Source organism: Tateyamaria sp. (assembly GCF_059783535.1).
The window spans coordinates 28,597-40,062 of sequence record NZ_JBYNDP010000022.1; the positions used below are offsets into that span (position 1 = coordinate 28,597).

Below are 11,466 nucleotides of genomic sequence, written 5' to 3' on the forward strand. Positions count from 1 at the left end.
GGCACGCCCCTTGATCTGGTTTACTGGCGCACGGCCGGTGTTTCAATATCCAGCCCGTTGGCACGGCTTGCCACATAAAGCTCAAGCGCTTTGAACTCTTCCGACCCTTCGGCAAAGGTCTCGGCCCGCGTGTCACGGATACAGCCGCGGAAACGGTTGTGGCGCGAAATCAACTTGGCCTGTTTGAGGCGGTATGTTGGAAAGCCGTTGATCTGGCCCTGGCTGAGATGGTCGGCCCGGATCATGTTGCCGTAGTTGTTTTCATGGCAATTGGAACACGACAGCTCAAGCTGACCGTAGCGGGTATAGTAGATTTCCTTGCCCTTCTCCCAGAACGGGGCTGCATCTCCATCTATGGCTACATCCATGGGCATGCCACGCGACTGCAGACCAATCAGGGCAACCATTGCCTGCATGTCCGCACCCGACCACTTCCATGGCTCCGCACCCATCACGTCCTGACGGTGTGTATTGATCAGATCTTCCATCACGACCAACTTGCCATCGACGACCTTGGGCATCTTGGCATGCAGCCCAGCGAATTCTTCGGGTCCATCCGTGTGGCACGAGGCGCAGGACTTGCCCTCAGTCCCGTCGACAGCGTTGAACAGGTCTATGCCCTGATCGACGAATATCATTGCCGGATTGTCGAAATCGTCGATCTGCAGCGCTTGCGTTTCGGGTGTCCGGAAACGCCAGCCCGAATAAATCGTGCTGAGATTTTCCAGATGTGCCGGCGCGGCGGTTTCCGTAACAAAGGTCTCACCGTCGATTGACAGCGTGTTATCGTCTTGCGCGATTGCAACTCCGGCCATTCCAATGAAGGCCACTGCCATCCATGGTTTCAAGTTCATTTTATCCCTCCCTGGCGAGATCCCTGCCCTCTTACGAGACTTCGATCTTCTTGCTTTCCTCGTAGACGTCACCGTCGTCGTCGTACCAAGTGAATTTGAACTCTCCGGATTCCGGAACAATCGCCTCGAACTGGAAATACGGGTTGGTCGAAATCGCCGGTTCCAGCGCGACATCAATCACGTTCTGACCGTTGAAGTCCGCGGTGAAGCGATTGATGATCGACCGCGGAATGATGTTGCCATCATCGTCCTTACGCTGACCACTTTCCATCTTGTGGCTGATCAAGGTCTTGATCGTGATCGTGTCACCCGCCGATGCGGTTTTCGGGACCTTGACGCGGGGTTTTACACCAGATGCCATGTTCTTTCTCCTCGTCCTGTCTGATCAGCCGCCGCAGCCGCCAATGGTCACTTTTACGTTGGCCGATGCCTTCTGGAACGACCCATCCTCCATCTCGGCAATGGCGACCACATTCTGTGTTGTGGCCAGACGGATGCGGGTGGAGGCGCTGCGAGAGGCGCTGAGCGGGCCGAATTTGAAGGTCGCAACGTTGGGCACGGGGTTGCCGTCGGCATAAAGCGTGATGGCAACAGCACCAGGGGCCGATACTTCAATCGGGACGGTGTTGCCGTTCTCTGCAATTTCGGGCGCCGTGATCGTCACGGCACCTTCGCCAAGGTCCGCGCCACCTGTCAGCTCCGCAATCGCGTCATCCGCCAGGCTGGCAAAGGCCGGAAGGCCGGTCAGGCTCGACAGCGCGACTGCGCCAGAGCCAAGTACAAGCAATTTTCGCCGTGTCAGTTCCATGGAACGCTCCAGTTGTCTCGGGTTACTCGAATTTCAGGGTCACAAGGAACGCAACGACGTCCTCGATCTCCTGAGCTGTCAAAAGGGGTTGCACATCGCCATCACCATGGGCCTTGCCGGTATAGGCATCGCCCAGGCGAATGAACCCAGTTGTCTTGTAGAACGACGGCATCACAGTGCCATCGAACATCATTTTGGCGTCAGCCACGATGCCGCGCAGTTCTGCCTCGCTCCAACGGTCAGCAACACCATCGAGCGGTGGTCCGACCTCACCGTGGAAGGGCAGGTCCGACAGCGCCTCGACCGAATGACACGCGATGCAGTTGCCCGATCCCTTGTTCATCAGAATCGCACCATTGGTCGCATCACCCGGTGCGCCGCTCAAAGACGTGGCGATCGCGCCGTCTTCAAATACGACCGCTGTCGGTTTCACAACCTCTGCGCTGACGACAGTGGCAGTCAGGACCGCAGCCAGACCAAGTCCAATTCGGTATTTCATATGCCCTCCCTTGGACGATTCCCGTCCGCTCTTGGGGGTACACTATCGTACACATTCACGATTGAGCAATATCAAATTCAACTAAGTGAATTTTTATATCTGTTCGCAAATGCAGCATGAGACGCAACAAACGCTTAGCGGATGCAGCATAACTCAGCCCTTCTGGGCCTCAAACCTGCGCGCATGGTACTTTTGGAAGGGTTCTTCGCCCTCGTATCCCTTGTCCACGACCCAGTTCAGCATGTTGAACGTGGTCCAGCGCCCAAAGGCGCCCGGCATGTTTGCAACGGCTGCTTGCGTTGCCATTACATCATCGCCCACCTCTTCGGGAAAGAAGTATATGCTTGGCGTAAACAGTGCACCCCAACGTTTGACCATATCCTTTTCCGGCAACACCGTGCCATCAAAGTCGGTGACTTCCACATCGCCAAACATGTTGATCTGTACGACGAAAAAGTTGTCCTCGATGTATTGCGATATCTCGGGGATCACAAAGACCTCTTCGTGCATCTTCTTGCAGTAGATGCAGCCGCGCTGTTCGATCAGAACCATTAGGCGTTTGCCCTCGGCACCAGCCTCTTCCAGATCTTCGGTCAGGTCCTTGAACGTGTCGCGCATCCACGGTGCCTTGTGCAGCCCGTCATCCCCCAATTCAGCGGCCATCGTTGGAATGGGCGGGCACAGGGCGGTCAGCAGTGCAATCAGTCGAAACATGGTATCCTCCCTTGGATGTCAGCCAATGGCGCTGAACCACGGCACGTGCTCCAGCATCCATTGTGCGATGTAGTTGATTGAGTTGGTGGCAATCAGAACCCCAAACAGAATGAGCAGCGCGCCCATCATCTTCTCGACTAGGCCGAGGTGGCGCCGAAACCGTGCCACCCACGCCATGAACGGTCCGATGAACAGGGCTGCCACGACAAAGGGCAGCGTCATCCCCAGGCCATAGACAAACAGCAGGCCGGCCCCCTGAACCGCCGTCTCCTGCCCTGCCGCAGTGAACAGGATCGCCGCAAGCACCGGCCCTACGCAGGGCGTCCAGCCAAAGGCAAAGGCCAGGCCAATCACAAAAGCGCCCAGCAGACCCACGTTCGACGTGTTCCCGGCATCGGCACGAAATTGACGGAATAGAAATCCGATACGTACCACCCCCAGAAAATGTAGGCCCATTGCAATAATGATCGCCGCCGCGATCCAACGCAGCAGGTCGAAATACTCGCGCACCATCTGGCCGAAGGCAGTGGCTGTGGCCCCCAGACCCATGAACACGGTGATCACGCCCAATGCAAAGCAACTCGCCGCCAGAAACGCGCGCAGTCGCACTTGTGGCGAAACCTCTGCTTCGGCTGATATCTGGTTCATGCCGACCCCGGCCAGATAGCTCAGATAGAACGGCACGATGGGCAGAATGCAGGGTGACAAGAACGACAGCAGGCCCGCCAATAAAGCGCCCAAATATGTCACATCAAACATGTCCCGGCGGCCCCTTGGCTTGAGATATTCACAAATTAGATTATGATGAAGAATGAAACGGCGTCAATTGGAGTGGGTCGTGCACACAATACGAATATGGCTGGCCACGGCTCTTCTGACGCTGCCCCTACCCGCTGTGGCAGAGACGTATCTGCTTATGGCAGAAGAAGCCGGATGCTACTGGTGTGCGAGATGGAACGAGGAAATCTCCCACATCTATCCGAAAACGGCGGAAGGAAAGACGGCTCCCCTTCAACGCTACGATCTGCACAGCGAGCAACCGGATGTCATCTTCGCTCAAAAGGTGCGTTTCACACCCACATTCATCCTGATCAACGACAGCACCGAAGTGGGCCGGATCGAAGGGTACCCGGGCGAAGATTTCTTCTGGGGCCTCCTCACGATGATGTTTGAACGCGCCGACATCCCCTTGGACAAAACGGGTTAGAACGCTATGACGCTTGATATGACACTCGAACCGAACTCCAATGTGGACACGCCATCGCGCCTCCCTGTTTTCGACGCCAACATGTGTGCCGAGGATATGGAAAAGATGATGCGCAACGCACAGAACGCGTCGAATTTCCTCAAGGCGATCAGCCACGAAGGACGTTTGATGATCCTGTGCCACCTCGCTTCGGGCGAAAAGTCGGTCACCGAACTCGAAGACTTGCTGTCCGCGCGTCAGGCCGCTGTGTCCCAGCAGCTGTCCCGATTGCGTCTGGAAGGCTTGGTCAAGCCGCGCCGTGATGGCAAGGCGATCTACTACAGCTTGACAGATGACCGGCCTCGGCAAATCATAGAAGTCGTCTATGACCTGTTCTGCAGGGACGACGACTGACCGGTCACTTCGCCAGCGATCGGTCTTCGGGAGGAAGCCGACATGCTGGAATTGCTGGGTGAAGCCAACGCCGTTGCATTGATTGGTCTGTTCGGGGGCATTGTCCTTGGATTGGCCGCGCGCATCGGCCGTTTTTGTACCTTGGGTGCCATCGAAGACCTGCTGTATGGCTCGGATGACCGACGCATGCGTATGTGGCTTGTTGCCATCGGCGTTGCCATCATCGGCACCCATATCGCCATGTCGCTCGGCATGTTCGACGCATCCGAAGCAGCCTATCTCGACCGAGCGTGGAACCCTGCCGGGACAATCATCGGCGGGTTGATGTTTGGCTACGGGATGGCGCTCAGTGGCAATTGCGGCTATGGCGCCTTGGCGCGGCTAGGTGGCGGCGACCTGCGGTCCTTCGTCATCGTTTTGGTCATGGGCTTGTCTGCGTATTTCGTCATGTCGGGTCCCCTCGCCCACTTGCGGGTCATGCTGTTCCCGGTCGAAACCGGTGCCGCATCGGCTCAAGGGTTTGCGCAACTTTTCGAGGGGTTCGGGATCGCACCCCTCGTCACGGGTCTGGTCATCGGAGGCGCGCTTTTGACCTGGGCCATCTCGTCCGCAGATATGCGCCGAGCGCCGGGCCATCTGTTCTGGGGCGGCGTGGTCGGCATTGCGATCGTGTCTGGCTGGGTCGGCACGTATTGGGTGGCCATGACCGGATTCGAGGCTGAACCAATTGAAACCCACACCTTTGCCGCACCCATTGGCGACACCATTTTCTATTCCATGACAGCATCCGGCAACGCGCTTTCGTTCAGCGTCGGTTCGGTTTTGGGCGTCGTGATCGGCGCTGCCTTGGGGTCATACTCCAAAGGACACTTCCGTTGGGAGGCCTGCGAAGACCCACGTGAGCTGCGGCGACAGATCATGGGCGCCGCACTCATGGGCCCCGGGGCAATCCTGGCCGTTGGATGCAGTGTCGGTCAGGGCATCTCGGCGTTTTCGGTATTGGCGTTCAGCGCACCCTTGGCCTTTTTGGCGATCTTCATCGGTGCAGCCGTGGGACTGAAACAGCTGATCACTGGCTTTGCGCCGGCGGAGTAGCCAAGAGTGGCCTTGCCGTAGTGCTCTTCATTTGCCCATGAAGCGATGTGTAAGAACACTCTTACTCACGCGCATTCGGATGCAAAGACCCTGACTTCTGCCTGTGCACACGAGACATGGTTTTGCTTCGTCGATGACTCACTGCCCGCCTTTCGCTATGCTTTAGCCGCGAACCAGCGCATCGACACCAGAATTCTGCGCAGATGCAGCCAAGATTAACTTTGGCCGCTACGCTGGCTTGCGATTGGCGACTTCCCAAGGATTGCGCCAGACCACGAAGCCTTCACAGCTGCGTTGATTGCGGCCTATCCAGATAAGAAAGCGGGGGTTGTTCCGGTTTGTGCCGGTTCCATGTTCAAGTTCGTGCATGAAATCCAAGCGGGTGACATTGTTGTGTATCCCTCGCAAGCTGACCGTACGGCGAATATCAAACGCTTCACTGGAAAAGCGGTTTATGTCGAAGGTAACAACAACGAATACCCGACAAGGCAAAAGGTCGAGTGGCTCGGATACTTTCGGCGCGACGAATTCAGCCAAGCCGCCACGCGTGAAATCGATTCTTTTCTGACCAATGTTCGAGTTCGGCGTTACGCAAAAGAGCTTTTGGCAAAAATCAATCTTGCCACCATTGCAGACGCTAACACTAGCCCCGAAGTGCCGGATGGCCAATAAGACGAAGTAGCGAACGACGACATAGCTATGGTGTCGGCAGCCATCCAAGCCGAGGCCAACACCAGCGATTTCAGAATAAAGCGCCTGATGACAGAACTTACGGGGCACCAGTTCGAAGAATTCATTGCGCACCTTTTGGAGTGTATGGGTGATCTCTCCCCTGTTTCACCGGACACCTAAGCGGTTTCAGTTTTGGCTCTAATGAAGTCGCGAGACGATTGCCATTTCAGGCCGCTATGTGAACGGTTCTCGTTATCGTCTTCGATCTAGCCTCCTATCAATGACAGCACGGCTTCTGCATCTGGCGGCGGGTTAACGCGGACACAATCGCGCTTCAGCGTCTCCACGAACGCCTGTGACACATCGTTGGATTGAAAGCTTTTGGCCGACGTGAAGAGCAGGACTTGAACTCAAGCTGTTGCGCGAAAATGCGCGTCTCCTTGGCTGTGTAGGCGCTGCCGTTATCGGGCTAAACCTCGATCCGCTCAGTGACACCGTGATTGTCGAATCGGTTTTCAACCGCCTCGAGCAGCATGTCGCGGATGTCCGATCCACTGATGCCCGCGTTCGCCACCGCCAGCCAAGAGATGATCTCGCGATCATGCGCACCGATTAGGAAGGTCGGGCGGATGACGGTGCCGTTCCAACAGGCAAATTCGAGACCATAAGAGCAACGGCGAAGATTGGAGTTTATCATAGCGATTTTACCATTGTGGCACCGCTCGGGGCGAGCCCCGATCTCGCTGGCTCGGCCTGAAGGCGCATTCCGCTAGCGTGTTGATCCATTTGCTGGCGATGCTTTGGATTTTTCCATGTCGGCAAGCTCTCAATATGGACTTGTCGCCCGATCTCTTCGAAGCAGGGGTTTACTGACGTCCATTGTGGCGTGGACTGATGCCCTGCTTTGCGAGCCGCCGATACTCCAAGGTCCGGTCTCGCACCTCGTTCAGGGTCACGACATCGGCACCCCCAAGACTGAAGTCGGTGCGCGGCGGCTTGCCTTCGCGGTTGCGTAGACCTTTCACTGTGACGCGAACGATCCAACGTCTGGCACCCGAAGGGTCGACCACAAGGTATAAGCCGCTTCCATCGCCGTGGCGACCGCGGCCGAGGGACCGTACCAAATTCTTCGTCGGCTTCCCGCTTAGAGCAGCCATAAAATACCACGTTTTCTACCACAAAATGAATAGTAGCGCGTCTAATTGAAGAAAAACCAATAGCAATGACGAATACAGATAAACAAACAAAAAACGGCCCCATAAGGAGCCCAACAGTAACGAACGCAATTGAATGAAAATGGCAGGTGGCGGAGACGAAGTCCGTATAACTCCCGTTTTTCAGAGTTCGCGAAAATTCGCATGGGTTCGATTTACTTGTTTATCTTCAACTACCTAAATTCACATCCGCTCATTGACGTTCACGCGCATCCACCCTGAATCGGAAGAATGTGTGGGAACAAACGTGGGAACGATATGCCTTTGAGCGCTCAGAAAGTGAAGACGGCAGGACCGGGCAGACATGGCGACGGGCGGGGGTTGTTTCTTTACGTGAAACCGTCCGGGTCGCGTTCATGGGTTCTGCGCCACCAGGTGCAGGGACGGCGACGCGATCTCGGACTTGGGGCCTTTCCTGACGTCTCCCTTGCCATAGCGCGCGAGCGGGCGTCGGAGGCGCGCCAATTGATTGCCGAAGGCGAAGATCCGATTGCGAAAAAGCATCAGGCTAAGCCGAAGACTTTCAAGGACGCCGCACTGGAACTGATCGAAAGCAAACCGCCCGGATGGAAAAGCGCCAAACACGCGGCGCAATGGACATCGACGCTCGAAACATACGCATTCGCGAAGATAGGCCGCTTGCAGGTCGCCAAGATACAAACCGCCGACGTAGTCGCCTGCCTCACGCCGATCTGGTCCGACAAACCGGAAACCGCGAACCGTGTTCGGCAAAGGATCGAAGCGGTGATTGAATACGCCAGCGCGCTGGGCATCCGGGAAGGCGACAATCCGGCCCGGTGGGGTGGCCATTTGGACAACCTGTTGCCCAAACCCACAAAGGTCAAAGCGGTGAAACACCACCCCGCCATGCCACATGCTGAAATTGCTGACTTCGTTGCGGACCTCTCGGACCGAAGCGGGGTTGCCGCTCGGGCGCTCGGGTTCACCATCCTGACGGCGGCGCGGTCTGGCGAAACACGCGGCATGACTTGGGCCGAAGTGGATTTAGAACACGGTGTCTGGACCATCCCGGCAGAACGAATGAAAGCTGGGAAAGAGCATCGCGTGCCCCTCACGCCGCAAGCGATTGCCTACCTTGGGCTGCGCGGCGACGATGCTCAGTTGGTATTTGAAAGCGAAACCAAACCTGGCAAGGCTATTTCAGACATGAGCATGACGGCGGTTCTGCGCCGCATGAAGCGTGACGGCATCACCGTACACGGCTTCCGTTCGACCTTCCGCGATTGGGCGGGCGAGACAACTAGCTTTCCTCGCGAAGTAATCGAAGCGGCTTTGGCGCATGGTATCAAGGACAAAGCCGAAGCGGCCTATGCGCGTTCAGACCTTTTTGATAAGCGACGAAAGCTAATGGAAGCATGGGCAAATGCGGCAAAGGCAATCGACTTCGCGCCCAAATTAGTCGCGATATGATATGCAAATGCTGGGCTGAAGAGAAACGGCAGTATGCGGCCCGAGCCATGGTCCGTTACAATGCAGATCAGATTCTGGGCCGGAAGTTAGAGGACCGGCCCCTTGACCTGCGCTGCAGCAATCCAGACCGCGGTCTCTGCGTCGTGGGGAACCCTACATCTATGTAGCCACTGATCGGTTCTGTCTTGCCGCCATAAAACTGTGCCAAAGTTGGCTTAGTTTTGGAGACGGGATTGAAGGCGCGGAAGCGGTATTCGGACGAAGATATCTTGCGGCTTTTGCGTGAGATTGAGCTGAGCCTGGCGTCTGGTTCGGATGTTGCGACGGCATGCAGAACGGCTGGTGTCAGTGACGCGACCTATTACACATGGCGCAAACGGTTTGGTGGCATGGGACGATCAGAGATGGCCAATCTAAAGGCACTGCAGAAAGAGAATGATCGCCTCAAGAAGATTGTGGCGGAGCTTGAGCTGGACAAGCTCATTCTCAAGGAGAGCCTCGATTATTTAAAGCCGAAGGCCTGACGGCAGGCCAGCTTCGTCGGGCCGCGGTCCATACCCGACAGAAGCTGGCAACATCTGAACGGCGCACCTGCCGTGTGATCGGGTTGGCGCGGAGTACACTGCAATACAGGGCAGTCCCAAAGGATGATGAGGCTTTGCGCCTAGCGATGATCCGGCTGGCCAAGCAATATGGGCGTTATGGCTACCGCAAGGTCGCCGAACTGCTGCACATGGAAGGCTGGCGGGTCAATCACAAGAAGGTGGAGCGTCTCTGGCGCGAAGAAGGATTACAGCTCCCACAGCGGCATAGCAAGCGACGACGGTTATATCACAAGGACAGCTCGGAATCCGCTTGAGGCCAACCCATCCGAACCATGTCTGGGCGATCGACTTCGTGCACGACAAGCTCAGCAATGGGCGCAGCTACAAGATGTTGACGGTGCTGGATGAGTACACACGCGAGGCGCTCTGCGTAGCGGTCAAACCGAAGATGAACAGTGCAGACGTGCTGGATGCGCTGTACCCATTGTTACTACAGCGCGGGAAGCCGGAATACATTCGTTCCGACAATGGCGCGGAGTTCATCGCGGTGGCCCTGCAAGACTGGCTGAGAAAGGTTGGGATCAAGCCGATCCAGATCTATCCGGGATCGCCTTGGGAGAACGGATACAACGAGCGCTTCAACGGCACACTGCGCCGCGAAGTCCTCAATACCGAGTGGTTCCACACCACCCAGCAGGCGCAGATCGTCATCAATACATGGCTCAGACAGTACAATCGGGTCCGGCCCCATCAGGCCCTAAACATGCATCCGCCCATTCCAGAAACTCTGCTTAAAACTGGCCCATAGAAATGGGGCTGGACACTCGGATAAGTTTGACTACAAAACCTCAACACCAAATACTACATCATCGAAGCTAAGGTCTCCGCCACCATAGATGTCTTCAAAGCTGATGGTTGATGAGCCCGATTGCGGATCCGTTTCCGAAACAACATGATTTATTCCATCGTGGTTCAGCTCTTCATTGGAATGAAAAATCCTCCGGTCCAGACCAGCCGAAACAGCTTCACCGTTCACTGCTAAGGTCACCTCCAGTCCATCCGCCAAATTGGCTGCCAATCCTGCTTGGTTGACGAAGCTGAAAGTGTCGTCCTGACCCAACGTGTCGACCCAGCTTGCACCGTTCGAAATTATGAAGAAGTTCAGGTCATTGTCATGTTCGACGTCATAAACAAGTGCCACTTTCTCGTTCAATCCGCGGGCGCTATCGAACACAAGCCGAGCATTTACTAAGTTGCCTTCAGGATCGATTTCATAGGCTCCTATAGAATTGTTATAGCCGACCACTTTACTGTTGTTCAGGGTCACTTGATAGCTTTGCGTTTCGATTTGGTCTGGCGGCGGTGAAACGGGTTCCGACGCGTCGTCGTCGAACTCATCGTCGGAGCCTGTCAATACCGACACATCGACGGTTACATCATCGAAGCTGAGATCTCCACCACCATAGATATCTTCAAAGCTAATGGTTGATGAGCCCGATTGCGGATCCGTTTCCGAAACAACATGATTTATTCCATCGTGGTTCAGCTCTTCATTGGAATGAAAAATCCTCCGGTCCAGACCAGCCGAAACAGCTTCACCGTTCACTGCTAAGGTCACCTCCAGTCCATCCGCCAAATTGGCTGCCAATCCTGCTTGGTTGACGAAGCTGAAAGTGTCGTCCTGACCCAACGTGTCGACCCAGCTTGCACCGTTCGAAATTATGAAGAAGTTCAGGTCATTGTCATGTTCGACGTCATAAACAAGTGCCACTTTCTCGTTCAATCCGCGGGCGCTATCGAACACAAGCCGAGCATTTACTAAGTTGCCTTCAGGATCGATTTCATAGGCTCCTATAGAATTGTTATAGCCGACCACTTTACTGTTGTTCAGGGTCACTTGATAGCTTTGCGTTTCGATTTGGTCTGGCGGCGGTGAAACGGGTTCCGACGCGTCGTCGCCGAAAGTCGTAGTCAATGTCTCCCCCGTGCCCTCGCCATCTGCAAAGAGCGTGAGCGACACGGAATCGTTATCGT

At 55.7% G+C, this 11,466-nt stretch carries 13 protein-coding genes and 2 pseudogenes; 6 read left to right on the forward strand and 9 right to left on the reverse strand.

Annotation, left to right across the window (positions count from 1 at the left end; translation table 11 throughout):
• Positions 1-20: 20 nt before the first annotated feature.
• The 6 genes from soxA to AC6RA8_RS06850 form a co-directional block, all read right to left on the reverse strand.
• Positions 21-854: a sulfur oxidation c-type cytochrome SoxA gene (soxA, locus tag AC6RA8_RS06825; RefSeq protein ID WP_500351472.1), complete on the reverse strand. Its 834-nt coding sequence runs from the start codon at positions 852-854 to the stop codon at positions 21-23.
• A 31-nt stretch (positions 855-885) separates the two neighbouring features.
• Positions 886-1,215: a thiosulfate oxidation carrier complex protein SoxZ gene (soxZ, locus tag AC6RA8_RS06830; protein WP_299206346.1), complete on the reverse strand. Its 330-nt coding sequence runs from the start codon at positions 1,213-1,215 to the stop codon at positions 886-888.
• Between the two features lie 24 nt (positions 1,216-1,239).
• Positions 1,240-1,662, reverse strand: coding sequence for a thiosulfate oxidation carrier protein SoxY (gene soxY / locus AC6RA8_RS06835; RefSeq protein ID WP_500351474.1), 423 nt, complete (start codon positions 1,660-1,662; stop codon positions 1,240-1,242).
• A 22-nt stretch (positions 1,663-1,684) separates the two neighbouring features.
• The gene (soxX, locus tag AC6RA8_RS06840; RefSeq protein WP_500351476.1) at positions 1,685-2,161 is read right to left on the reverse strand and encodes a sulfur oxidation c-type cytochrome SoxX; all 477 of its coding nucleotides are present in this window, start codon (positions 2,159-2,161) and stop codon (positions 1,685-1,687) included.
• Positions 2,162-2,314: 153 nt separating this feature from the next.
• A complete protein-coding gene (locus tag AC6RA8_RS06845; protein WP_500351478.1) occupies positions 2,315-2,875 on the reverse strand; it encodes a SoxW family protein in 561 nt (186 codons plus the stop codon).
• Positions 2,876-2,893: 18 nt separating this feature from the next.
• Positions 2,894-3,634 carry a cytochrome c biogenesis CcdA family protein gene (locus tag AC6RA8_RS06850; protein WP_500351480.1) on the reverse strand — a complete coding sequence of 247 codons (741 nt, stop codon included), beginning with the start codon at positions 3,632-3,634 and terminating at the stop codon, positions 2,894-2,896.
• A 52-nt stretch (positions 3,635-3,686) separates the two neighbouring features.
• On the opposite strand from AC6RA8_RS06850, the gene AC6RA8_RS06855 reads away from it, so the two are divergent.
• The 4 genes from AC6RA8_RS06855 (at position 3,687) to AC6RA8_RS06870 (ending at position 6,242) form a co-directional block, all read left to right on the forward strand.
• A complete protein-coding gene (locus AC6RA8_RS06855; protein WP_500351482.1) occupies positions 3,687-4,082 on the forward strand; it encodes a hypothetical protein in 396 nt (131 codons plus the stop codon).
• An 18-nt stretch (positions 4,083-4,100) separates the two neighbouring features.
• Positions 4,101-4,475, forward strand: a complete 375-nt coding sequence (locus AC6RA8_RS06860) for an ArsR/SmtB family transcription factor (RefSeq protein WP_500351483.1) — start codon at positions 4,101-4,103, stop codon at positions 4,473-4,475.
• A gap of 42 nt (positions 4,476-4,517) precedes the next feature.
• Positions 4,518-5,570: a YeeE/YedE family protein gene (locus AC6RA8_RS06865; RefSeq protein WP_500351485.1), complete on the forward strand. Its 1,053-nt coding sequence runs from the start codon at positions 4,518-4,520 to the stop codon at positions 5,568-5,570.
• 351 nt (positions 5,571-5,921) lie between these two features.
• Positions 5,922-6,242 carry a DUF8426 domain-containing protein gene (locus AC6RA8_RS06870; protein ID WP_500351486.1) on the forward strand — a complete coding sequence of 107 codons (321 nt, stop codon included), beginning with the start codon at positions 5,922-5,924 and terminating at the stop codon, positions 6,240-6,242.
• Positions 6,243-6,418: 176 nt separating this feature from the next.
• On the opposite strand, the pseudogene AC6RA8_RS06875 reads toward AC6RA8_RS06870, so the two are convergent.
• Positions 6,419-6,972, reverse strand: a pseudogene (locus AC6RA8_RS06875) (transposase family protein); the annotation flags it as partial.
• 136 nt (positions 6,973-7,108) lie between these two features.
• A complete protein-coding gene (locus AC6RA8_RS06880; RefSeq protein ID WP_500351488.1) occupies positions 7,109-7,399 on the reverse strand; it encodes an Arm DNA-binding domain-containing protein in 291 nt (96 codons plus the stop codon).
• Positions 7,400-7,714: 315 nt separating this feature from the next.
• On the opposite strand from AC6RA8_RS06880, the gene AC6RA8_RS06885 reads away from it, so the two are divergent.
• Both AC6RA8_RS06885 and AC6RA8_RS06890 read left to right on the forward strand, forming a co-directional pair.
• Positions 7,715-8,887 carry a tyrosine-type recombinase/integrase gene (locus tag AC6RA8_RS06885; protein ID WP_500351489.1) on the forward strand — a complete coding sequence of 391 codons (1,173 nt, stop codon included), beginning with the start codon at positions 7,715-7,717 and terminating at the stop codon, positions 8,885-8,887.
• 233 nt (positions 8,888-9,120) lie between these two features.
• Positions 9,121-10,240: pseudogene (locus AC6RA8_RS06890) on the forward strand (IS3 family transposase).
• Positions 10,241-10,270: 30 nt separating this feature from the next.
• On the opposite strand, the gene AC6RA8_RS06895 reads toward AC6RA8_RS06890, so the two are convergent.
• Positions 10,271-11,466, reverse strand: a 1,196-nt coding sequence (locus AC6RA8_RS06895; protein ID WP_500351491.1) for a DUF4114 domain-containing protein, incomplete at its 5' end; no start/stop codon positions are given.

What these genes read in the sequence shown, in the direction of transcription:
- AC6RA8_RS06870 (WP_500351486.1), top strand. Translation starts at nt 5,922, where the DNA reads ATGTTCAAGTTCGTGCATGAAATCCAAGCGGGTGACATTGTTGTGTAT.
- soxX (WP_500351476.1), bottom strand. Translation starts at nt 2,161, where the DNA reads ATGAAATACCGAATTGGACTTGGTCTGGCTGCGGTCCTGACTGCCACT.
- soxA (WP_500351472.1), bottom strand. Translation starts at nt 854, where the DNA reads ATGAACTTGAAACCATGGATGGCAGTGGCCTTCATTGGAATGGCCGGA.
- AC6RA8_RS06845 (WP_500351478.1), bottom strand. Translation starts at nt 2,875, where the DNA reads ATGTTTCGACTGATTGCACTGCTGACCGCCCTGTGCCCGCCCATTCCA.
- soxZ (WP_299206346.1), bottom strand. Translation starts at nt 1,215, where the DNA reads ATGGCATCTGGTGTAAAACCCCGCGTCAAGGTCCCGAAAACCGCATCG.
- AC6RA8_RS06880 (WP_500351488.1), bottom strand. Translation starts at nt 7,399, where the DNA reads ATGGCTGCTCTAAGCGGGAAGCCGACGAAGAATTTGGTACGGTCCCTC.
- AC6RA8_RS06865 (WP_500351485.1), top strand. Translation starts at nt 4,518, where the DNA reads ATGCTGGAATTGCTGGGTGAAGCCAACGCCGTTGCATTGATTGGTCTG.
- AC6RA8_RS06850 (WP_500351480.1), bottom strand. Translation starts at nt 3,634, where the DNA reads ATGTTTGATGTGACATATTTGGGCGCTTTATTGGCGGGCCTGCTGTCG.
- AC6RA8_RS06855 (WP_500351482.1), top strand. Translation starts at nt 3,687, where the DNA reads ATGAAACGGCGTCAATTGGAGTGGGTCGTGCACACAATACGAATATGG.
- soxY (WP_500351474.1), bottom strand. Translation starts at nt 1,662, where the DNA reads ATGGAACTGACACGGCGAAAATTGCTTGTACTTGGCTCTGGCGCAGTC.
- AC6RA8_RS06860 (WP_500351483.1), top strand. Translation starts at nt 4,101, where the DNA reads ATGACACTCGAACCGAACTCCAATGTGGACACGCCATCGCGCCTCCCT.
- AC6RA8_RS06885 (WP_500351489.1), top strand. Translation starts at nt 7,715, where the DNA reads ATGCCTTTGAGCGCTCAGAAAGTGAAGACGGCAGGACCGGGCAGACAT.